The sequence below is a fragment of the Saccharopolyspora sp. SCSIO 74807 genome, assembly GCF_037023755.1.
Lineage (GTDB): Bacteria > Actinomycetota > Actinomycetes > Mycobacteriales > Pseudonocardiaceae > Saccharopolyspora_C > Saccharopolyspora_C galaxeae.
The window spans coordinates 3,598,439-3,620,244 of record NZ_CP146100.1 but is presented as its reverse complement, the minus strand read 5'-3'; the positions used below and the strand labels follow the sequence as shown (position 1 = coordinate 3,620,244).

Sequence of the window (21,806 nt, the reverse complement as noted above, 5' to 3'; positions counted from 1 at the left end):
GGCGCAGCCGGCCGCAGCGCGCGGGACATGCGGCGCGGGCAGGCCGCACGGGCTTAGAAATGGCAGGTGAACCGCACAGCCTTGCCGCAGGTCGGGCACGCGACATAGCCGCGAGTGCGGTCGTCGAAGGGCACGCGGACCAGGTCAGGAACGCGGTACGTGCGCATGTCGGCGCCGTCCCAGGCGTGCAAATTCACGGTGTTGTGCGTGCACCACCGGTGCCCGTTGGCGCATTCGCCCTCGGCGTTCGAGTAGTCCGCCCACTCTTCCAGCGCATCCACGGTGGAGCGATAGACCGTCGGCGCGACGTAGCGCCCGCCGTGATCACTCACGATGATCATCAGGTCGCCGAACTCAACGGCCGACAACACTACGAAACCGAGATCATCAAGCAGGTGATCAGAGAAGTTAACGAGGTTGTGGGCCCACAACTGGCCGTCTCCGTGCAGGCCGCTCGGAGTCTCGCCCGTGCGTGCGCTGATCCATGCGGTGATGACGTCCTCGTGCGGGTGCGCATGGCCGTTGGCCTCCATCCACCCGCGCAAGTCATCGGTGAGGTCATCGGCGTACTCGCCGCGGTCATTGATCCACTCTTGCGTATCGACGGTCAAATACCCGTCACCGTGCGACCACGCCTCGACAGACACACTCGTCATAATCATGCCTTTCACAGTGTGCGGTTGCGGGCAAACGGGGTGCGAATCCCTACCCGCGACTACTTCTTCCTGTTCGGAAATCTCTGTGTTCCGGTGAATCTACCGTAACGCCGGCTCTGTCGATGCTGCAACAGTTTCGGATGAGTTCGTTGGGGAAATATTGGTCGAATTCTGATTTTTCGGTTCGTCGCAAAGAGTGGCGACGAAATGAGAAGAGTTCGCATTGTTGATGAGGGTGGCTTCCGAGTCTTGTCGGCCTGCGGGTGCGTTCCACGATTTGCGGAGAGGTGGATGTCAAAATAGGGAGTTGTTCATAATTGGAGCTCATGGATTGCTGCCGCTACCAGTGGATTGTTCACGCTTCTCATTCCTTTTATGCCTTCCCAGTCGTCAACAAGTTCCCGTGGGGTACCGAGGCTGGGTGGTTTCAGGAAGGGGCAGCGGCGCTCTGACTAGGAAAAACGCGGCACGAGTGGGTTTCTCGTTTATCGGGCAGATGAGTGGGTGCATGAGCGAGCGTATGAACAGGTGCATGCGTGGGCGTGGCATCCAAGAGTGCTCGTGGCAACCGAAAGCTAAATGCCCGACTTGATCGCTCGCGGAGGTGGGGAGGTCGGGCGTGAGTTACTGCCGCGCCGCGCCATTTGCGATCCAATAAGGAGTGGAGTGATCAACCTTGCCGTGATGATTGCGGAACTCGTCATGTGCAGCATAACGAAGGCCCCTCCAGGTGGAAGGGCCTTCTTGTTCCTGACTGAGAATGTGTCGGCGGATGGCCGCTGCCTGGAACGCAGAGATCATATCAGACGACAATACTACCGGTTGGCGAACTGCCCTGGGGGTTTCTTATTGATCGTCGCTGCATCTGCGCGGGAGAACTGGGGTTTGGATCCGGAAGATGATCCAGGAGAATTTCGAGATTCAAGCTTCGCGCGATTTGCGTCTCAATGGCGGCGTTCGATTCAACTGGCTGTGCGGTGTTGTCGCGCTTGGAGAGTGCGCGCTAGTGCGAGGGTGTTGGGGTCGGGTCGTTCGCCGATCTCGGCGAGTGTGGTGGTGAGCAGGTGGAGGGTGCGGCTGATGGCGTCGGTGAGGTCGAGCTCGGCTTGCACTCGCATGATGTCGCGGTAGATGTCTTCGTTCTCTGGGTTGAGCAGCCTGGCGTGTTCGAGCAGTTGGAGTTGCTTGTGGGGGTCGTGTCCTCGGTAGTGGGCGGCCATGCCGGCGAGTGCGTCGAGGACGGTGCGGTGGGCGGCTTCCCGGGGCCCGTCGAGCCAGAGTGCTGACATGCCGTTGGCAATCTCGCCGGTGTAGAGCGCGACGATGCGGGACCAGGCGGCGAAGCGCTGCTCGTCGGTGCTGGCGATGTGTCGGTCATGCTCGGCCTGGTTGAGCTGCCAGTAGTCGACCCCGACGAGCTCGGAGTTGAGGGCAATGTGTTCGTCGTGCTGGACGACGAGGTCGGCCGCGTGGTTGTCGGTGGCCTCGGCGAGGGTTTTGCGGATCTGGGAGAGCGCAGCGTAGAAGGCGTTGTAGGGCCGTCGTCCCCGGGCTTCGGGCCAGAGCGCCTCGCGCACGGAGGCCCGTGTGGTGCCGTGGGGGTGCAGCGCGAGGTAGGTGATCAGTGCTTTGTGTTTGGGTGCGAGCTCGGCCGTGAGGTTCCGTGCGGGTATCTCTTGTGGGTGCCAGGTGAGAGTGAGCGGGCCAAAAACGGCCAGGCTCAAGGGACGTTTCGGTGGTTCGTGAGCAGCCTCGGTGTCGGCGAGCTGGTTGCGATCAGGTCGGCCGGCATCATCAGGCTCGTCATACCTCGGATTGCTGGCTGGTGTCGTGGACGGCGGAGCCGTCGCCTGATCCTGCAGTACGTGGATGGTTTCGTCGGCATCGAACTCGGGTTGTGCCTCATGGGTCTCGGTGACGTGAGGTTCGGCGTCGGGGGCGCGTTCGGTTTCGTCGATGTGGTCGTCACCGGTCAGCTCGGCCTCGTCAGTGGGGTTGGGATCGCCTGAGGGCGGACTGTGCGTGGTGTCGGTGAGCAGGTCGAGGAGATCGCGGGTGTCGGTGGCACTGAGATGGAACAGCTGCGCACCTCGAAGTTCGGCCACCGCGGGGCTGGTGGCGGTGACTACTCCGTCGGCGCGGACGCGCACCGTCGCGCCGGCGGGCCAGTGGCCGAGCAGGATCCCGGCCGCGCCGCTGGCGGATCCTGTATCGAGCACGGCTTGCAGGCGTGAGTGCGGCCGGTCCATGCGGGCGACGAGCACCCTCGTGAGCTCGCTGCTCGGGAGATCAGTGTTGCGGGCGGTGCTGCTGGTGAGTGCGGTGATGGCCTCGTCCAGGTCGGTAGTGGTGTGCAGCCGGGGTGATTCGGGTGTCTCGTCGCCCAGTAGTGCCCGGGCGTCGTGGTCGGGGATCAGCAGGGTCGCGCTGGTCGTGGCCAGCAGGTGCACGAGCAGGGACCGGGCGCTGGCCTCGGCGCCCGCGCCGGTGAGCCCCAGCCCGTGGAGCACGGCAAGATCGAGCGCGTAGGCGCGGCCGGCGCGGACTCCTACGTCCACGTCCGTCACGGAGTAAGTCGAATCGGCCTCGACGTAGGACAGGTCCATGTCGGGAGTGCGGGCGGGGACTGTGATGGAGTCAGGATCGGTGGGCTCCTCGCCGAGTTGGGCGTGGTCGTGGGCCAGGCGCAATGCGTGCACTGCTGGGGCGGGAGCAGGCATGGGGGTGCGGTCGGCGCTGCCGGGCTTGTAGGAGCGCATCCTTCGGCGTCGTCGCGTGAGCATTCCCAGGGAGACCGCGGCGGCCAGTGCGGCGGCGACCACGCCGCCGCTGCCGAGCATGACCGCGGTCGACGAGGTGGGAGCAACGGCGCCCTCCGTGGTGCCCGGTCGGCCCGGCACGGCCTCCTCTGGTGAATGTGCCGGCACGGTCGGGGTGGAAATCGCTGGCGGTGGTGCTGGCGGAGCAGGCCGGGGCGATGGGGTGTTGTCTTCAGCTTGCTCAGGCAGGTGCAGGATCCAGCCCGGGCGGATCAGGTGCGGGTCGGTAAGCGTGGCCCCATCGGGTTGTGGGCGGCCTTGGTTGAGGGCAAACAGTTCGGTCCAGCGGTGGCCGTCACCGAGTTCGCGTTCGGCGATGCGCCAGAGACTGTCGTAGACCCCATCGTGCGGCGACTGCACCCTCACAATTCCCCGTGCAGTCGCAGGATTCGTGTGCTGCACAGGAGGTGTCGAGGCGGGGGAGTCGACGGCAGACACAGCCGCGGCCGTGGGGTCGAGGACGGTGACGGCCGCGGTGGGCTGCACCGGCATCGCGGTCGCGGGTTCGGCGACCGGGGATCGTGGGAGCAGGCCAAGTACGGCAGTGGCCACCAGCAGGCCGGCCACAGCGTGGACCGGGCCGATCGCGGGCGGCCGAACACCGCGCACCGCGTCCGGGATGCAGCGTGCCACGTCGACGGCGAATACCAGCCAGACTGGCCAGGCGATGCAGGCCAGCATGTCCAGAAGCAGGGTGACCGACAGCGGGTTGAGCAGGACGGATTCGATCTCGCCACTGGTCGGTAGATGGTCGGGGAGAGGCCAGCCGAGGAACGTCGCCAGCCCCCAGGGCACACCGGCCAGCAGCGCCACCAGTGCCGCGAATGCGGCCAGCGCGCCGACAAGCCGCAGCAGTCGCCCAGCGAGGCAGGCGAGCATCCTCATCCGGCCCCTCCTGTTGTTCCTTGATCGGGTCGGGCTTGGCCCTCGGCGGACACGGGGATCTCGCTCAGCCCGATCAAGCCGAGGATCTGGGTGCGTTGCTGGGCATCGACGTGCACGCGCACTGTGCTGGCATCGGCGGTCACGGTGCCCATGGCGCCCACGGCGCCGAGATAGCGGCGAGCCGCGGCTCGCGCCGCCTCCGGGGCAAGCTGAGGCTGGCCGCCGGCGCGGTAGGCGACGAGATCCAACTCCTGCGCTCCAGCACGGGCGGCTTGTTGGGCGTGGCCAATCGCCTGAGTCTTGGCAGCCAGGGCGAGTCCGCCGTCGAGCACGAGACCGGCGAACAGCAGACAGGCCGTGGTGATGACAACGACGAATGCCGTGACCCGGCCATGCTCGTCACCGGCGAGGGCTCGCCACCGCCTGCGCATCAGGCACCTCCTCCGGGAGTAGTTCCGCGCCACTGGTCCACGACCGAGGAAGCGGTGGAGGTCGCCGTGGTGGTCCCCGGAACCCCCAGCATCGCCAGGTCGGAGAGCCCGAGAGGGCACGTCAGGGTCACGGTGACCGTGCTTCCGGGCTGCAGGCCGGCGAGCCGGGCGGAGACACCCAGGTCTTGGCAGCGCAGGCCGGCCTGACTGAGTGCGGCCTGCGCGGTGGCGTGGGCGTCACTGTTGGCTTGGCTGGTGCTGCGGGCCAACGTTGCCGCGCGGACGGCTTGGTGCGCGGCGTCGTTGACGCGCAGCCGCGAGTCGGCCAGGCGCCCGCAGAAGACCACGAACAGCAGCAGGATGATCAGGACGGGCACCAGCAGGGTGAGTTCGGTGGCCACCGAACCTCGTTCGTCGCGTTGCAAGCGGAGCCGTCGGGACGTCATTCGTTGCCTCCTGGGGTGACGAACCGTTCGCTCGGCCCGGCCGCGCGGCCTCGCACCGGCAAGTCCAGGAACGGCACCACCGCCGCAGCCTCCCCTGTTACCTCCACAGTGGACTGTTGTGGTCCCCGATTCACGGCGGCGTGTGGGTTCTTGAGCGGTCCGGCACCGAGCTGGCCGAGCACCGAGGACGCTTCGGCGTGGCCGTCGGCGCTGCTGGCCTGGTGCACACGGGCGGCTGACAGTGCTTGTGAGGCGGCGGCTTGGGCGATGTGAGTGGCGTGCGCCCAGATCGCGAACTGCGCGATCAGCAGGATCAGCAGCAGCAACGCCGGGACGGCCAGCACGAGTTCGGCGGTGACCGATCCCCGTTCGTCTCGGGAGCAGCGCCGTATCCGTGCGCGTAGTGGGTGGGCATGGTGTGTGGTCATCACATGCTGCCCCCGATCTCGTTGGCCTTGCGGGTGACCGCGGCGACGATGATCGCGAGCACGGCGATGGCCCCGGCGACCAGCAAGGCGGTCACCAGCACGGTTTCGGTGGAATACCCGCGCTCGTCAGAACGGATGTCGGCGATGCGGGCCCGGGTGGTGGCGATGACGCAGGCGATGTAGGTCAGCATCAGCGGTTCCTCCTTTGTGATTCACAGGGAGCCGAGCACCGTGGCCACGGCTGGATAGGCGATGAACAGCAAGAACCCGGCGAACAGGCAGATCACCGGCAGCGACATCCGCTCGGTGGCGGCTTGGGCCTCAGCTTCGGCTTCGGTGAGCTCGTGAGTGCGCATGGCAGCGGCCTTGGCCGCCAGGGAGGCGCGCACTTTCGCGCCTTCGGTGCCGGCCAGGGACACCGAGGACGACAGCTCGATCAGTTCGCGCACCTCCAGCTCCTCGCCGAGCTGCCGCAACGTCGCCCACGGCGTCGCCCGGGTCATGCGTGCTGTGGTCAGCGCACGACGGATCCGGGCGAAGGCCCACCCCTGGCCGATCTCCGCGGCGTCGGTGAGCGCTCCGTCGACCCCGGCGCCCCCGGCCAGAGACACCCGCACGAGGTTCAGGTACGCGCCGAGCGCGTGGCGAAACGCGATGCGCTTGCGCTGGGCTTGGTGCCGCAGATCCAGGTCAGGAAGGACGAACCCGCCGATCGCACAGGCGAGACCGGCCACGGCGGGAACCTGCCAGGGCAGGGTCACGCCGATCGCCCACAGCAGCAACGGGATCAGACCGGGCAGCAGCACACCCGCGACAGCGAGCACACCCTTTTCTGCCAAGAGCGCTTCCGGCGTCCGTCCGAGCACGAGCAGGTCACGTTGCTGGCGGGCGCTGGGTAGGCCCAGTGCGGCCAAGGGGCGCACCGCGGGGCGGCCCCACCGGGCAGCCCACCCACCAGCTTCGATGTCGTTGATCGTCGACTTGCGCGGTTGCGGTGCGCGGCTGGCGGCCAGCGCGCTGGCCAGAGACGGCGCCGGGGGCAGCAGCCACACCACCAGCGCCCACACACCGACACCGAACCCGGCGGCCAGAACGACGATGGTGGTGATCACGAGGGCACCTCCGTGCGTGCCCCAGCAGCAGTGGGGCGGGTGAGGAAGCGTTCGGGCTCCTGCATGCGGGCAATACGAGCCAGCCAGACGAACGCGACGGCGAACAGTGCCCCGACGGCCAGGAGCATGGTCTGCCCGAATGCGCCGTCGTAGGGGGCGAGGTAGCCGCGGTTGAGCAGGACGAGACCGGCCGCGAACAACAGCGTGGTCGCGACGATGACGCGCACGCTCGTGCGGGTGCGCGCTCGGCTGGCTTCGACCCGCAGCCGCATGGACACCTGTTCGCGGGCCTCGATCGCGAGCTCGCCGAGCAGATCGGCGAGCTGGCGTGCCTGGCGCTGACATGCCAGCACCAACGCGGAGACCACCAGATCACCCGTGGGGTCCGACAGGTCGCAAGCCAGTCCCGCGAGCGCGTCAGGGAGCGTGTCGCCACGTTCAATGCGCATCGTCAGCTCGCGGACGTCGTCGCGGATCGCCGCCGGTGCCGTGTCGACCGTTGCTTGGATCGCTTGTTCCAAACCTGCTGCCGCGGACAGGGTGTCGCGCAGCATCTCGGTCCAGGCCGCGATCGCTTCGATTCGGGCGAGACGACGGGCCTGCTCCGTATCCCGACCGAGCACGTGCGGTAGCGACCACACGGCCGCGGCGGTGAGCACACCTGCGATCACCCAGCCCGTGACAAGGACACTCAGCCCGCCGGCGGCAAGGCTGATCAGCGGGCGTCGCGCCGAGGCCCCATTCCGGAGGTGACGAACGCGTTCTCGCCATCGCGACGGCGTGGTGGTCGACTCGGGGAGGTGTCCGCGGAGACCGCCGATGAGCAGCAGTGCTCCGAGGGCTATGCCGAGCCCGCACAACGCGGCCAGGAGGGCAGGGGTGGTCATGGCCGCCACCACCCTTCGCCGCGCTCCAGCACACTCGCGTCGAAGTCGGCCTCGGCGAGCCGTTCCACCGTTTCGGTGCGCAGCGGCACTCCGGGGACCGCGCGGCCGGTGGGATCGGGGCGGTATACCTCGTTGGAGATGATCTGGGTGTCGTCGGCGTCGACGACTTCGCGGATTGAGGAGACCACCCGGGTCTTGTCGTCGCGGGCTTCGGCCAGGTGCACCACGAAATGCAATGCGGAGGCCACAAGCAGGTTGGTCGCCTCCAACCCGAGCCGTTCGGGGCTTTGGGCGGCGTAGGTGGCCAGTTTGGTGAATGCCCCGCGGGAGGTGGAGGCGTGCAGGGTGGCCATCGAGCCGTCGTTGCCTTGGGACATGGCGTTGGCCATGGGTACGAGTTCGGCGCCGCGGACCTCGCCGACGATGACTCGGTCCGGGGACATGCGCAGCGCCCACCGCACCAGCTCGGCCTGCGAGATCGCGCCCTCGCCCTCGACGTTGGCTTCGCGGGCCTGCATCGCGATCACATCCGGGTGGGCCGGGTCGCGGTCCAGGCCGAGTTCGAAGTTGTCCTCGATGGTGATCAGCCGCTCAGCTGGCGGAATCGCCGAGGCCAACCCCCTGAGCATCGTCGTTTTCCCGATCGCGGTGCCGCCGACGACGAGCACGTTGAACCGGGCGCGCACCATCGCGGCCAGCAGCGCTTCCAGCCCGGCATCGATCGTGCCCAGCGAGCGGAGCTGGGCGAGGGTGACCTGTTGGAACCGGTGCCGGCGGATGGACACCGAGGGTCGGCCGGTCACGGCCATGACCGCGAACATCCGTGACCCGTCCGGTAGCTCGACGTTGACCCCGGGCGAGCCCCGGTCGAACCGGCGCTCCTCCACCCCGGACCGTGCGGCAAGCGAGCGCACCAGGCCGATCAGTTCCTCGTCGGAGTCGGCGACCGGCGGTAGCTGGGCGCGTCGCCCGTCGGCGTAGCGCACGAAGACGCGATCGGCGCCGTTGACGTTAATGTTTTCGATTTCCGGGTTGGCCAGCAGCGGCTGCAGGCCGCCCATGCCGAACACCTCGTCCAGCACTGAGGCGACCACGTGGCGTTCGACCTCGTCGGGCACCAGCCCGGCCCCGCTCGGGCGGGTCAGCTCCTCGTGGGCGTAGGCGTCTGCGGCCTCGGCAGCCAGTTGTTCGGCCAGACTGCGCCGGGCTTGCTGGTCTGGTGCTGGGTGTCCGGCTTGTTCGTCGTGCCGGATGCGTTCGGCCAGACCTTCCGAAACCGCGGTGCGCACCCGGGCCCGCAATGCAGAAGCGGCGGGGTGGGTTTCGTGCACCGTGTCGTGCTCTGCGCTGGTCATCACAACACCTGCCCGTTGGTCGTGGCCCGCACCGCGGCCTCGGCGTCACTGGTGCGGTGGGCTTGAATGTGGTCGATCACCGTGCGGGCAAGCCGGGCACATGCCTGCCCCAGCGCGGAGCGATCCGGTGTGCGGCCCCGCGGATGGCCACACAGCATCGACGCGCCCGAACGGTCATGGGGGAGCCTGGCCATGACCGGAACACCCAGCTCACGTTCGGCCTCCCGGTTGCTGCAGCCCTCACCGATGAGCACCAACCCCGGCGTGCGCGCCCAGGTCGCCATCGGCTTGAGCAGCGATGCCAGGTGCGAGAGCTCGTCGGCCCGAGGTCGTGCCATGACCACCAGCGCATCGGCATCGCGCACGAGAGGCAACGCAGGCGAGGACGGCTCCAACCGTCCCGCATCCACCAACACCGTCGAGTCCGGTGCACCGGCAGCAGCCTGCAACACCGGATGCCCACGCGAGGTCAAAGCTGACAGCGCCGCTCGTGCCTGTTCGGCAGCCACCGGGCCCACCACGACCGGCAGCCCCCCGGTCAACCGCTGAACGTGGTCGGCCACCACGTCGGCCGCGGTCGGACGTCGGGTTGCCGCGGCCAGCGACACCAGCCCCGGCGAGGTCGGCAGGCAGAACCGGGCACTGAGATCACTGCCAGACGGATCGGCCTCCAGCACGCTCGCCTCGCCGACAGGCCACCGGGCGGCCATCGCCAACGCCGCGGTCGTCACGCCAGGCGAGCCCTTCACCGAGCACAGTCCGATCAGCATCACTGACCCCCTCCTGCCGCGACCGCGACCAGCGACAACTCGCCGGGTGGCACCGAGGCGACCTGCCGCGCACTGGCAGCCGGCAACTGCAGCGACACCACCGTCGATTGATCACTGCCCGCAGCCTCAACACCGACCACCACCGCCGGCCACGGGCCACCAGCGACCACACCCTGCGACGAGGAACTACTGCCCTGCGAACCAGGAGAGACGACCACCGACACCGCGGTCCCGCGTGACAGCTGCGGCGGCATCTGCCCGGGCTTGGCAGCCACCGCCACAATCGCCTGCCCCGTCGCAGGCACCTGCGGGCGCCCGAGAGCAGCACGAGTCAGAAACGTGCCGGCGGGCAGCGCATACGCCATCGGGCGACCCAGCACGCTGGAGGACTGGCTCGCCAACACGAGATCGGACCCAGCATCCGCGGACACGGTGACCTCTCGCAGGTCCGACGGAGCCAGGACCTGGCCGACCTGCACCGGATGAGCCAGGCTCAGCACCGGTTCCCGCTTTCCGACCTGCAGCACAGTGATCACCGACCCCGCCACACAGATCACGACCAGCAACACACCGAGCACCAGGTAAGGCACCCGCCGCCGGGGGCCGTGGGCCAGGCGGGAGGTGTCGGCGGGTCTGCGTCCGGCCCAGGATCGCGACGGGCTCTGCGTCTCGGAGGACGTCGCGGTAGAGGTAGCCATAAGGCGTCTCCAAACAAGGCGGTACCTGCACCCCAATTCCGGAGAACGGGGCGAAAATAGTGAGTTTCGGGTTTTGAGTTGTCTATAGTGGATGATCGGTTGCTAATTGGGGACGTTGTTCAACGCTTGTGACTCGGCCACCTCGAACGACGCGGTCGACGTGGTCATAAGGTCCGGCAGCGTCCCGCCTCCGGTGGGGCCGGACCAGGTGACCGTCCACGTCACCGTCGCCTCGACCGGATACGCGTGGCTCTGATGCATCTGGGAACTCTGCCGGTATGTGTGGCCACAGTCCGGCGAGGTGGCGCGGGGATCGGTGTCCGGTGGGAACGGTGTTCCCGGACCCGGGCAGGACACCGTCGAGCCATCACCCATCGACCACCGCACCAAGCTCGGGGAGGCGGTCGCCGTCACCGAGGCACCCGGCACCGAGGCCGTGGCGGTCTGGGGCTGCCACTGTCCGCGATCCAGCCACAGCCACGTCGGCAACTGAACCAGCTGCGTTTGGGCAGGAGATGCCTGGATCTGCGGAGAGGGCAACCGCAACTGGCTGTATGCCTGTTGCGCGAGCTGTTCCGGAGACGGACCCGGCTGCTGACCATCGGGAATCCACACTGGGGGCCGGTAGAGCCCATCAGCCCACCCTTCACCGGAGCACTGAAACACGTACCACTGTCCCGACGGTCGCGGCGGCTGCTGCGCCGGTCGTGGTGAAGCCGGGGCGATGCGGGTGCGGTGCACGGCTGGCCTGACGGTGACCGCACCACCGCCCGAATCCTCGAAGGAGATCGGCGTCGTGCCCTGGCTCGGTGGTTGGTAATCGCTGGGAACGTAGTGGCAGTCGGCCAGCGGAGGCCGATCCCCAGCGATCACATCGCCTTGCGGAGGCTTCGGAGCCGCGTCCTGCGAACCGGATCCTCCACCGTCATCGTCGGATCCGCTGCCGGAACCAGGCTGGTGCGGCTTCGACGGGGCACTGGGTTCACCGCCGCTTCCAGCCCCGAGCTGGCAGCCGGCGTAGTCGGTCTGGCCACACTCGACATTGCCCCATCCGTCACCTGCCAGCGCCGTGCCCGCACCGGCCATCAGGCATGCGGAGACCGCAGTGGTGACCAGGGTGGTCCTGCCTAACATGTCCCCACCCCCTGCACCGAAAACCGGGACACCCGCCAGCTGCCATCAGGCTGCGTGACCACCTCGGCAGTGATGGATCGACGTCCCCCGCCGGTCTCGTCAGCCAGCTGATCAGTACCGCTTCGGTACTTGAGCCAATTCGCTGAATCTCCGCAGTCGGAGAGCATCACGGTGCGCGGATCACCGGGCGGCTCGACTGAAGACACCGTCGGGTGATTCGCCGGACGCCCCCGCGTCACGAGCTTGTTGACATGGTCGGCATACAAGCTGCGGCTCAGCGTGGTCAGGGCATCGCCCGTCGCATACTCGGCCAGCGCGGGCGATTGCCAATCCGAGGTTTGCGCGGCCTGTGCCATGGCCTGCCACATCTGCAGGTAGACCTCCCGTGCTCGGGCAGCGGCGAGATCGGCGGGCGATGAGGTCGTGGCCGGGGGAGACACGACCTCATCGGGCGCAGGAGCAGGCGCATCCGCCGCTTGCTCGCAGCCCGCCATCAGTGGGAGAAGAACCACCGTGGCGACGGAGACAATGCCGACCCCACGAGGTATCCGGCGGCCTCGCCAGCGTGCTGCGGTTGCAGGCGACACCAGCACCATCGACGCTTGATCACGTCCGGAGCCATGGTCGATGAGGGGGACAGCGTGCTCCACGCTGCGCTGGTGACACTGCTGTGGGCAAGCCTCGGCGGACTCCTCAGCGTGCTCATCAGCCGGGCGGGAACGCCGCCAACGCGCCAGCGCAATCACCGAGGATCGGTCACCGGTCCCTTCGCGATCGCCCTCGGCGTGCTCTGGTTGCTGATCTGGCGACTCCACGACCCAGTCAATATCGCCGTGGCCGCGGCCTTCGCTGTCGCCGCGGTTCCCCTGGCCTGGGAAGACGCCTTTACCCAGCGATTGCCCAACCGCCTGATCGCGATCCTGTCCGCGTTGGTCGGCAGTGTTGCTGTGGCAGGTGCACTGCTGACCGCTGATCTGGAGCCGTTGGTGCGCGCCGGCGCGGGAGCGGCAGGATGCCTCGTGTTCTTCGCACTGATCTACGTACTGGCCCCCAGCGGCTTGGGCGGCGGAGACGTCAAACTGGCCGCGCCGTGGGCAGCCGTACTTGCCTGGTTCAGCTGGCCAGCGCTGTTCAGCGGATTGTTGGTGGCCTGGCTCGCCGCGGCACTGATCCATCTCGGCCTGCGCACGGTCAACCGACCGCTCTCGACCGTGCCGTTGGGACCGTGCCTCATCGGGGCGAACATTGTCGTGCTGCTGATCGCCGGCGACGACGGTGTCATGACCGGCTGATCCACGGCGTGGCATGAGACCTCCAAGATTCGGGAGATGACCTAAGGGGGATTGCTGGAGTGCGGTGAGCAGGTCGTGTTCAGCCGGCCTGCACCAACCGACGCTCGGCGCGGTCAGAGGAGTGCACACGCTGCTGGCTCGACAACGAGCCGCCCGGAGCAACGGCAGCCGCCAGCTCGTGGGCCAAGGGACTGAGTTCGTAGCACGCCGCGCGCCCTGCCCCGGTGCACTGGATCAGGCCACTGCGGTCGAGGCGACGAAGCGTGCGAATCAGGGTGCTCGCCGGTATGCGGTGATCACGCCCGCGCACACCGTCCGAAGTGGAGGCGTTGCGAAGGCGGTCGAGGAGCTCGTCGTAGCAGTGCGGTCCTGACCACAGCGCCATGAGCACATCCGGCGTCCAACGCCCGCGCATCACGCGACAGACCTCGACCAGCTGTTTCTCTCGCCCCTCTGGCGCGACGGAGTGCGACCGTGCCGCAGGGACCCGAAGCGAACTCGTGGGAGCAGCCGCGGCCTGGTTGGCGACACACACCCGGTCTCGCCCAGCGCGCTTTGCCTGCTGCAAGGCACCGTCAGCCGACGAGATCAGACTAGAGAGATCCCATCCGTCGGTAGGGCCACGTACTGCCACGCCCACCGAAACCGTCATGCCTGCCAACGTCGCAGGCTCACCTGACGTCGACGTCACGGCCGTCACCATGGCCCGCGCCCCGGAGCGGATCGTCTCCGCCACCTGTACCGCGTGATCACTGCCGGTCGGTAGCAGCACAAGGAACTCGTCACCGCCATAGCTGCCGTACCGGCCTACGAGCGCGTTCTCGTCGACAGCGTGACGAACGATCTGAGCTGTCCTGACCAGGGCGTGGTCGCCCGCTTGATGCCCCCACACATCGTTGATCTGCTTGAACCGGTCGAGGTCGATCAGCAACAGCGCGGCCTGACGGGCCTCTCGCAGCAGCTCCGGGGCTTTCGACTCCCAACCCCACCGGTCAGCTAGACCGGTGAGTTTGTCCAACGCACGGTGCTGGCACAGTGGGCAGGCTTTCGGACTTTCGATGACCATGACGTCCTCCTGACGGCGTGTGTGATCCACCTAATTGTTCGAGACGGGTAACTCCCAACGGGTTTCGTTCCTACAGGGAGCAAAACCGGTTCTTCGCTGCTGGTATGTCCACTGTGGGACCAGGAGGGCGTGGAAGGCCAGAGTTGACAGGTTGACAATCCGTGTCAACAAATGATCGTTTCGCTCGGAAAGCGAGCTCCGGATAGTGGATGTCGAGCAACGCTTTCCGGGCCTAGAAGGTTCCGTATCTCCCGTGGTCGCATTTCGCATGTAGCCCCCCGACGGAAATTGATATTGGAAGTGCGCTGGGGTGCCCGAGTGGGGCAGAAAGTCATCGCGGATCTTGTTTCCCCAGATCAGCGGTATGGAACCGCCGCAAGTCCGTTATAGTGGACTCGCTGGCTCGAATGTAAACACCGGCAGAACCGGCGTCAACTAGAACAGACTGACGATTGCACAAAGACCCCTGTGTTCCGTTATGGTGGACCCGCTACTGCTCGGAGGAGGTGTGATCATGGAGGCCGAGGGCGGCGAATCGCGGCAGGAGACGTTTGCGATCAAATTGCGTCGCCTCTTCGATAGCGTTCGATCCGAATCCGGCGACACATACACGCCTCGGGAAGTCGCCGAGGCGCTGACGCAGCGGGGGCGCAAGATCTCCCGCGCCTACCTCTACCAGCTGCTCAAGGGGGAAAGCGAGCCTGGGTACGCGGTTGTTGAAGGGCTTGCTGAGTTCTTCGGTGTGCCGCTGGACTACTTCTCCAACACCCCACGAGGCGAGGAGCTCAACGCCCAGTACGAGCTCCTGGCAAAGCTGGGGGACAGCAACGTACGGGAACTGGCGTTCCGGGCTAAGAACCTGACGCCGGAGGGCTTGCGGAACGTGCTGCGGTACATGGAGTTCGAAGAACACCGCACCAAGGATGAGGAACACACGTCCGAGTGAATCGCTAGCGCACGTGTGTTGGCTGCCGTCATGGTTGGTCCAACGATCGGAGGTGAGGACATGTTCACTCCGAATAGGAGGGAACGGAGGCTTCGTCGGCAGCTACGCGCGGAGCTATCGGCTCTGGACATCAGCCATCCGATCGACATGGCGGAGGTGTGTCAGAGGCTCGGCGCCCACCGTGGCCTGACAATCCGGCTCCTTGCTCTTCCCCTCGAAGTCCCTGGCCCCTTTGGGTTGTGGCTGCGGACCAGCAGTGCTGACTACATCCTTTATCAGCGGGAAACCACAGTGCTGCATCAGCAGCACATCATCGCGCACGAGCTGGGGCATCTACTCGCAGGACACAGCTCCGACGACGGCGACGACGCGGTGTGGGCAGAACTACTGCCGGATGTCCCGCCCGATCTCCTTCGCCGGGCACTTCGCCGGACCCACTACGACACCGATCAGGAACGCGACGCGGAAACGGTCGCGACTCTCCTACTCGAACGCGCTGCGGTCGTCAGTGCGGTCGCCAGTCCGGGAGGATCGCCGCGCGCACGCCGAGCGCAGCACTCCCTCGGCGATCGGCAGGACTGGCTATGAGCCCCGTGACCGTTGCCCTGTTGCTGGCGTTGGGGTGGTTTACCTACCGGCTGCTACGAGAACCCAGCGACCTTGCTTTGCGCGCCGTCGTTGCCTGGATCTTGCTCCGCGTGTTCGGAACGCTCATTGGGCTCAGCGACATCTTCTCGGAAAGCCTGAGCAAACTGATCTACAACCTCGCGCTCAACGGCTCGTGGTTCTGCCTGATGTTGTTCTTCCTGTTCTCGGCAGTCGGACAGGGGGCGGTACGCAAAGCCTGGGGCGAGGCCGTCGTACTTGCAGGCACATCGATCGTGATGACTGTGGCCATGCTGGCGACGCCTGCACCGGTACGAGAAACCGTCTTTTCGCAGACAGGGCGGCTACCGGCCGACATGACCGCTCACGGCGTGGCCGTCTTCTACCTCGCCGGCTCGCTTTACTTCGCATATGCCGCAAGTCGGACGGCGTACTGGGCCATCCAATACGCAGCAGAGTCAACACCACGGGCCCGGTGGGGATTCCGCGTTGCAGCAGCGGGGTTTTCGTGCTTGGCCGTAGCCGCGGCCATCCGAGGGATCTTCGTCGTGATCCGCTGGGCGGGCGGCGGCATACCGACTCCGCTCGAAACCGCTGTGAACTTGTTGGTTCCCTTGGGGATCTTGACCTTCGTTCTCGGTGTCTGCTTCGTCGGGCTTTCTGCCCGTTGGGCAGCCGCCCGACTCTGGCTACGACGGCGTCGACAGTTCCATGCCCTCCGGCCACTGTGGCAGTGCCTTCACGCTGCCTTTCCGAACGACGAACTCGAAGCGAGCAGGCGCAACGACCGCGACGAAATCGTTCCGGTGCGCTTGCATCGTCGCTTCTGGCGCCGCGTAGTCGAAATTCGCGACGGGATGGTCCAGCTCAGTCCACACCTCGCTGACGCCGGATACGACACTGAGCGTCCCGCACACGAGCAGGCCGAGACAGTCAAGTTCGCCATTCAACGTCAACTTGCAGGTGAAACTCCGAGTACGAGGTCAGCGATCCTCGTGGCGGCACCTACCGGTGCCAGCATAAGCGAGGTCGACGGGGAAGTTGACGAACTCCTGGCGCTGGCCCGCGCACTCTGAACCAGACCCCTGACGGAGGCTCTTACGTGCAGCGATTGATCACTGCGGAAACGATTCTGACCGGACGAGCAGGTCAATCAGTGCCCAAAGGTGCAGTACTCGTCGACGACGACCGAATCGTGGCCATCGGGCACCGCGACGACGTCAGCCGACAAGCCTCCAACGAGGCCGTCTTGCACGAATACGCTGGACACACCGTGCTTCCAGGGTTGATCAATTGCCACGTGCACCTCGCCCTAGACGCCAGCAGCGAGCCGCTGCAGCACTACCTCGACTCCGACGACACCGACCTTCTGCTAGCCATGGTCGGCAGAGCCCAGGCCGCCGCGCGAAGCGGCGTCACAACATTGCGCGACCTCGGCGACCGCAACGGTCTCGTCTTCCACCTGCGCGACGCCATCGAACACGGCGCCCTCGCCGGTCCCCGCATCGTCGCCGCCGGCGCCCCTCTTACTCCACCGAGCGGGCACTGCCACTTCTTCGGAGGCGAGGTCGACGGCGAGGACGACATCCGAGCACGTATCCATGACTCCGCCGCCCGCGGCGCCGACCTGATCAAGATCATGGCATCGGGCGGACAGATCACGCCGACATCGCCGCCGATGTGGGCCTCGCAGTTCACCGGAGAACAGCTTCACCTCGCGGTATTGGAAGCCAATAGCGCAGGGCTGCCGGTCGCCGCTCACGCCCACGGCACCGAAGCCATCGCGGCTGCAGTCGATGCCGGGGTCAGCACCATCGAGCACTGCACGTGGATGGCCAACGGCGGTGGGTACGACACCCGTGACGACGTCGCCAAGACCATGGCGGAACACGGCATCCACGCGTGCCTGGCCTGGCCACCACACTGGCGAGCGTTCCTCGAACGGCTCGGCCCGGAACGAGCCGAACACATCGTCAACCGTGTCCGCTGGATGCGCGACCTCGGCGTCCCCATGATTCCCGGGACCGACGCAGGTCTGCGTGGCTCGCACTTCACCGGCTTCGCGGAAGCACTGGGACTCTACGAACACCTCGGATTCTCGCGCGACGAGATCATCGAGATGGCCACAACGACAGCAGCCAAGGCACTCGGCCTCAGCGACGTCGGCACGATCGCACCCGGATACAGCGCGGACCTCATCGCAGTAAAGGGTGACCCACGATCGAACCTCGACAGATTGAACGGACCAGGATTGGTAATGGTGCGCGGAATGTTGATCGTCGGGTTTGACGGGCATTTTCAGCATTGGGAGACGTCCGGGTCGGTGGTAGGCCACGCCGGCTCCGTCTCGATAACTCTTGGGAGCTCGTCGGTTGGCGTCGTCAGCAGGGAGCGTTCATAGCTCAAGAACGGACGTGTAGGAGTCTCCATCATCTCTGCGCAATGCCGTCCCGCGCATTTGTCGTCGAACTCGGTCATGGTCGATCCCTAATCCTCTTCTGGATTTCTTGGGAGAACTTCACCCGAGTACATCGCGACGTAGCCGCCCTCGTAGATCTCGCCGGAAAAGATCAGCCCGGTGCGCAAGTAGCGGCGGGGTGCACCCGTGGGATTGCCTGTGGTGCCTACATCGGAGGAGTGGCCCGCCACCGCAACTACGTCGCAGCGATGGCGGGCCGGCCGCTCATGTGTCACGTGACTGCGAGTCCGGTCAACCCGATGCTCGGCAGGATTTCGTGTGTATCCACTGTGTGCTTCGGATTTGGCGGTGTTTCTGCGATTTTCGCGCACCAGAGGCACGGTCTGCCTCCCCCTTGAGACATGACGGCTGCGACGGGCAGTGCATGGCCGCACAGCGGAACGCGGTACTCGACTACGCCGATTTCGGGAACTTCCGCCCAGACGGGTGAGATGAATTCGCCTTCTGATCGGAATATGTGGCTGTTGCCGTCCAGGCCAGACTGTCTCATGACGTAGTTGTGGCTCATGTTGTTCTCCGTTCTGGTTGACATGTCGGGCAAGGTGAGTAATTGGCGGGAACGGCTCGTGTCAGGAACCCGATGACGCCGCACGCGCAGAGCACTGCGTATCGGCCGGCGAAGCTGGTCTGCACGGGATTTGCCGCGAGCAAGTGCCAGAGCTGGCCGCGAAGACCGATCCCGTACAGGTCCCCGTCAGCTGTGGAAGTCGTTAGTGGCCGGGGAGCTGCAGACATTCGATGGCTAGCGAGCTGGTTGCTCGGGACGACTGCGAAGCAAAGCTTGCAGACCGTACCGAGGTCCGCATCGGTACGTTCCAGATGCGACTCGTGCATGAGCATGCCGCAGAAAGAGCGCCGATGACCTCTGGCATCGTGATGACGAGCGGCGAACACATGCACCGGCGGGTTCGCCGCACCGATTCCGCAGGTATCCGTGCGGAGACGGGCGAGGACGATCGGCGAGGTCATTGATCCTCCCGAGCTGCATCAATGGATGACGAAGTGTGCGCCCGCTCGTTCGTACGTCGTGGCCGCGCGTCAGGGTGGTTTCGCCAGATTCGCCGGGTGGTGCGTCGGACCCTCCGTTGGGACCGGAACTGGCGAACGACAGCGAGATCTGCGATGACGGCGGCCCACGTGAGTACGGCAAGGATTCCGAAAAGGACGTTGAGGATCGTCATTTTGCTCTCGCTTCATCGTGTGAGGAATCCGGCGGAACCCCGTGTTCGGCAAGGGCGTGTCGCCATCGGCGGAAGGAGCGGCTGCGATGCGGCCGACGCCGGTCGTGAAGAACCAGTGCGCCGCAGGCGGCGACGGTGTCGAGAATGATTCCGGCGGTGATCACAACAGCTCTCCCGGTCCTTGGCGTGTGTGTTCGCGATGTGGAACTGACCTGGAATCCGGTGGACAGACGGTGGTCGGGGACGATGTCTGCCCACCGGACTCGCAGGTGCCGCGACGGGCCCGTCGGGTTCGGGGCAGCGACGGGCCGCCGGGCTGGTCCTGGCCGTTCCGTTCGGGGAGCCACGGGGCATGGCGGATCGGACAGGACGATCAGGGGTTACCGATTGCGAGCGATGACCCTGCGGGCTATGCCGACGACTGCGGACCACGGAGGCAGGGGTCGGCCAGGCTGGGGCAAGTGCCACCAGGCCGAGGAATTGGTCACCGGCGGAATTACGAGTTGCCCGCCAGACGGTGTGGCGTGCACGCGGGCAGCGCGCAGCTTGTGCAGCAGCTCGACGTTGGCACGTTGACGGCGTTCAGTGATGAACGTCCACCATTGATCGTCATCGTCTCGGCTGACGGGGCCCGCCATCAGACTCGACGAGAGTTCGAGGGCAACCGTTTCAGCGAGAACGCGTGGGATGCGGAACGCGTCAAGGGCGTCTCCGGTGCGCACCACGAGTCGCTTGTGCGTGACATCGATGCTGACCGGCCAGCCCATGTGCTCGGAGAAGAAGTTCGCCTCGGCGGCGAGGTCGGGCTTGGCGAGCACGGGCTTGCGCTTGACGGAGGTCGAGGACGTCATGTTGTTACTCCGTTCCCTTCTTGTGGCGCGCCGCGGCAGTACTGCACACCTGTCGCGAAGTCAGGGGCTGTGCGTGGGGTGCCTGACCCGCCGGGCGGACCGTGCACTCGGCTGATCGGGCAGGACGACGGAATAGCCACCGAAGGAGCGCCGGCGCACGAGAACGACGGCGCGAATCGGCCATAGGGAGATCGGGGTTGGACAGGCTGGTGCGGGCTCGGACAAGGAGCAGGCATCGGCGGCACTGCGGACCTGGTGGAGATGTGAGGGAACCCGGCACCACGAGGTGGCCGCACAGCGCTTCGCGCAGGCCGGAGCCGTTGCGGATCGCGCGTGCGGACTCGTGGTCGGTTATAGCGTGGTCCGTCTTGTCGGCACCGCTGAGGAACCAGGCGAAGAACAGCCGTTCGCTCGGTGTCATGTGATCACCTCTGTTCGGAGGGTGCGGGCGGCGCGCGGAGTTGCCCGGTGGGAGGTCACTCGACGCAGCGCCGCCCGCCCTTATGTGCCCGAACCGGCTGGAGGTCCGGCCGGGCTGGACTGTGACTGGACGGAAGGCGGGAGCTGCAGACGGCTGGCGAGAGGCGAGGACCGCTGCCGCGCTCCCTACGTCCACGAGCGACTGATGGACGCGTTTTTCCTGTTCAGAAGCTTGATATCGCTTGAACACGTCGGGGTCCACCTCGCTCGGTGATGCTGCTACCGTCTGTATCTCTATCCGTGAATCGAAAGAAGCTTATGCTTTCGCAATGACGGTATCGTGATAATCACCCTTTGGCTAGCCCTCCGTTCGAGTAGCGCAGAGCGATAAGCTCTGGGTCAGGAAGGAGGGGTGCCCGCCCGGTGACCGTCACGACGTTGCAGAGAGGGCGCCCACATGCCGATGGCCAAGATCCGTACCGCCAAGAAACTGCTGCTCGGCAAGGAGATCGAGCACATGGTTCTCAAGGCGGGCGTCTCCCAAGCAGAAGCCGCTGCGTTCATCGAGTCGAGTCAGAGCCGGATCGCTGGGCTGATGACCGGGGCGGGCACGATCTCGGTCGGTGACCTGGAACGCCTGGCGAGGAACCTCGGGTTCACCGACGAGGGCTACCTTGAGGTGCTTCGCGAGCTGAGGCGGGACAACCACAAGCGCGGACATTGGTCGACGGGCCACAACCGCGCGTACTCCGAGGACCTGAGGCTGCTCATCGACCTCGAAAAGCACGCGGACCAGATCCGCTGGGCCGAAGTCGAAGTTGTGCCTGGCCTGCTGCAGACCGAGGCGTACGCGCGAAGCATGTACACCGACCAGCCCGCCGTCGACGGCATCACGGTGGAAGATCGAGTGGCCGCGCGCATGGCGAGGCAGGACATCTTGGACAAGCCGGAGCCACCCCGGACGCAGGTCGTGATGAGCGAGTCGTGTCTGCGTCGCGAATGGGCTTCGGCGGATCTGATGCGCGAGCAGATCGACCATCTCATTGAGCTGTCCAATCGCCCGAACATGATGCTGCAGGTCATGCCCTTCAAGGCGGCTCCAGGGCGTCGCTCGCCGATAGGGACCCGATTCGGTCTCCTGCGAGTGCCGTCTCCCGGAGCGGCCGGCCCCATCGAGGTCGCCTACACCGAGGGCGTGGGCGACATCCGGTACCTCGACGATCAGCGAGCACTCGACGCGCACGAATCAGCGTGGGCTCGGCTGACCAACGCCGCGCTGCGCTTCGACGAAAGCCGCGCCTTCCTCAAGGCGCTATCGAGCGAATACGCAACATAGCGGACGAC

General features: G+C 66.1%; 23 protein-coding genes. 8 read left to right on the top strand and 15 right to left on the bottom strand.

Annotated features, from left to right (window positions below):
• Nucleotides 1-53: 53 nt before the first annotated feature.
• From V1457_RS16705 to V1457_RS16650, 12 genes are all read right to left on the bottom strand, one after another.
• The gene (locus tag V1457_RS16705) at nucleotides 54-656 is read right to left on the bottom strand and encodes a hypothetical protein (protein ID WP_338605010.1); all 603 of its coding nucleotides are present in this window, start codon (nucleotides 654-656) and stop codon (nucleotides 54-56) included.
• Nucleotides 657-1,618: 962 nt separating this feature from the next.
• Nucleotides 1,619-4,360, bottom strand: a complete 2,742-nt coding sequence (locus V1457_RS16700) for a hypothetical protein (RefSeq protein WP_338595492.1) — start codon at nucleotides 4,358-4,360, stop codon at nucleotides 1,619-1,621.
• On the bottom strand, nucleotides 4,357-4,791 hold the full coding sequence (locus tag V1457_RS16695; RefSeq protein WP_338595490.1) for a pilus assembly protein TadG-related protein: 435 nt from the start codon (nucleotides 4,789-4,791) through the stop codon (nucleotides 4,357-4,359). Before V1457_RS16695 ends, V1457_RS16700 begins: the two co-directional genes overlap by 4 nt.
• On the bottom strand, nucleotides 4,791-5,237 hold the full coding sequence (locus V1457_RS16690) for a TadE/TadG family type IV pilus assembly protein (RefSeq protein WP_338595488.1): 447 nt from the start codon (nucleotides 5,235-5,237) through the stop codon (nucleotides 4,791-4,793). Before V1457_RS16690 ends, V1457_RS16695 begins: the two co-directional genes overlap by 1 nt.
• Nucleotides 5,234-5,665 (bottom strand): TadE/TadG family type IV pilus assembly protein, encoded by a 432-nt coding sequence (locus V1457_RS16685; protein ID WP_338595487.1) that lies wholly within the window; start codon nucleotides 5,663-5,665, stop codon nucleotides 5,234-5,236. Before V1457_RS16685 ends, V1457_RS16690 begins: the two co-directional genes overlap by 4 nt.
• Nucleotides 5,665-5,856 (bottom strand): hypothetical protein, encoded by a 192-nt coding sequence (locus V1457_RS16680; RefSeq protein WP_338595485.1) that lies wholly within the window; start codon nucleotides 5,854-5,856, stop codon nucleotides 5,665-5,667. The genes V1457_RS16685 and V1457_RS16680 overlap by 1 nt, the downstream gene beginning before the upstream one ends.
• Before the next feature lie 21 nt (nucleotides 5,857-5,877).
• A complete protein-coding gene (locus tag V1457_RS16675) occupies nucleotides 5,878-6,774 on the bottom strand; it encodes a type II secretion system F family protein (protein WP_407074789.1) in 897 nt (298 codons plus the stop codon).
• Nucleotides 6,774-7,664: a type II secretion system F family protein gene (locus tag V1457_RS16670; RefSeq protein ID WP_338595482.1), complete on the bottom strand. Its 891-nt coding sequence runs from the start codon at nucleotides 7,662-7,664 to the stop codon at nucleotides 6,774-6,776. Before V1457_RS16670 ends, V1457_RS16675 begins: the two co-directional genes overlap by 1 nt.
• Nucleotides 7,661-9,019, bottom strand: coding sequence for an ATPase, T2SS/T4P/T4SS family (locus V1457_RS16665; protein ID WP_338595480.1), 1,359 nt, complete (start codon nucleotides 9,017-9,019; stop codon nucleotides 7,661-7,663). Before V1457_RS16665 ends, V1457_RS16670 begins: the two co-directional genes overlap by 4 nt.
• Nucleotides 9,019-9,789: a chromosome partitioning protein gene (locus V1457_RS16660; RefSeq protein WP_338595479.1), complete on the bottom strand. Its 771-nt coding sequence runs from the start codon at nucleotides 9,787-9,789 to the stop codon at nucleotides 9,019-9,021. Before V1457_RS16660 ends, V1457_RS16665 begins: the two co-directional genes overlap by 1 nt.
• The gene (locus tag V1457_RS16655) at nucleotides 9,789-10,487 is read right to left on the bottom strand and encodes a hypothetical protein (RefSeq protein WP_338595477.1); all 699 of its coding nucleotides are present in this window, start codon (nucleotides 10,485-10,487) and stop codon (nucleotides 9,789-9,791) included. Before V1457_RS16655 ends, V1457_RS16660 begins: the two co-directional genes overlap by 1 nt.
• A gap of 102 nt (nucleotides 10,488-10,589) precedes the next feature.
• Nucleotides 10,590-10,748, bottom strand: a complete 159-nt coding sequence (locus tag V1457_RS16650) for a hypothetical protein (RefSeq protein ID WP_338595475.1) — start codon at nucleotides 10,746-10,748, stop codon at nucleotides 10,590-10,592.
• Between the two features lie 55 nt (nucleotides 10,749-10,803).
• Here V1457_RS16650 and V1457_RS16645 point away from each other — a divergent pair, with 55 nt between their 5' ends.
• Nucleotides 10,804-10,980: a hypothetical protein gene (locus V1457_RS16645; RefSeq protein WP_338595474.1), complete on the top strand. Its 177-nt coding sequence runs from the start codon at nucleotides 10,804-10,806 to the stop codon at nucleotides 10,978-10,980.
• A 634-nt stretch (nucleotides 10,981-11,614) separates the two neighbouring features.
• Here the strand turns inward: V1457_RS16645 and V1457_RS16640 are convergent.
• Nucleotides 11,615-12,217 (bottom strand): hypothetical protein, encoded by a 603-nt coding sequence (locus tag V1457_RS16640; RefSeq protein WP_338595473.1) that lies wholly within the window; start codon nucleotides 12,215-12,217, stop codon nucleotides 11,615-11,617.
• Between the two features lie 6 nt (nucleotides 12,218-12,223).
• Here V1457_RS16640 and V1457_RS16635 point away from each other — a divergent pair, with 6 nt between their 5' ends.
• Nucleotides 12,224-12,913, top strand: coding sequence for an A24 family peptidase (locus tag V1457_RS16635; RefSeq protein WP_338595471.1), 690 nt, complete (start codon nucleotides 12,224-12,226; stop codon nucleotides 12,911-12,913).
• A 79-nt stretch (nucleotides 12,914-12,992) separates the two neighbouring features.
• Here V1457_RS16635 and V1457_RS16630 read toward each other — a convergent pair whose 3' ends face one another.
• Nucleotides 12,993-13,979 (bottom strand): diguanylate cyclase, encoded by a 987-nt coding sequence (locus V1457_RS16630; RefSeq protein ID WP_338595469.1) that lies wholly within the window; start codon nucleotides 13,977-13,979, stop codon nucleotides 12,993-12,995.
• Between the two features lie 514 nt (nucleotides 13,980-14,493).
• Between V1457_RS16630 and V1457_RS16625 the strand changes: the two genes are divergently transcribed.
• From V1457_RS16625 to V1457_RS16605, 5 genes are all read left to right on the top strand, one after another.
• A complete protein-coding gene (locus tag V1457_RS16625) occupies nucleotides 14,494-14,925 on the top strand; it encodes a helix-turn-helix domain-containing protein (protein ID WP_210971840.1) in 432 nt (143 codons plus the stop codon).
• A gap of 60 nt (nucleotides 14,926-14,985) precedes the next feature.
• Nucleotides 14,986-15,513 carry a hypothetical protein gene (locus tag V1457_RS16620; RefSeq protein WP_338595465.1) on the top strand — a complete coding sequence of 176 codons (528 nt, stop codon included), beginning with the start codon at nucleotides 14,986-14,988 and terminating at the stop codon, nucleotides 15,511-15,513.
• On the top strand, nucleotides 15,510-16,607 hold the full coding sequence (locus V1457_RS16615; RefSeq protein ID WP_338595463.1) for an MAB_1171c family putative transporter: 1,098 nt from the start codon (nucleotides 15,510-15,512) through the stop codon (nucleotides 16,605-16,607). The genes V1457_RS16620 and V1457_RS16615 overlap by 4 nt, the downstream gene beginning before the upstream one ends.
• Nucleotides 16,608-16,633: 26 nt before the next feature.
• Nucleotides 16,634-17,932: an amidohydrolase family protein gene (locus V1457_RS16610; RefSeq protein WP_338595461.1), complete on the top strand. Its 1,299-nt coding sequence runs from the start codon at nucleotides 16,634-16,636 to the stop codon at nucleotides 17,930-17,932.
• An 816-nt stretch (nucleotides 17,933-18,748) separates the two neighbouring features.
• Complete coding sequence (locus V1457_RS16605) at nucleotides 18,749-18,982, top strand: hypothetical protein (RefSeq protein WP_338595459.1); 234 nt, start codon at nucleotides 18,749-18,751, stop codon at nucleotides 18,980-18,982.
• Between the two features lie 589 nt (nucleotides 18,983-19,571).
• Here V1457_RS16605 and V1457_RS16600 read toward each other — a convergent pair.
• Nucleotides 19,572-20,042 carry a hypothetical protein gene (locus tag V1457_RS16600; RefSeq protein WP_338595457.1) on the bottom strand — a complete coding sequence of 157 codons (471 nt, stop codon included), beginning with the start codon at nucleotides 20,040-20,042 and terminating at the stop codon, nucleotides 19,572-19,574.
• 877 nt (nucleotides 20,043-20,919) lie between these two features.
• Here V1457_RS16600 and V1457_RS16595 point away from each other — a divergent pair.
• Nucleotides 20,920-21,798, top strand: coding sequence for a helix-turn-helix transcriptional regulator (locus tag V1457_RS16595; RefSeq protein WP_338595455.1), 879 nt, complete (start codon nucleotides 20,920-20,922; stop codon nucleotides 21,796-21,798).
• Nucleotides 21,799-21,806 lie beyond the last annotated feature (8 nt).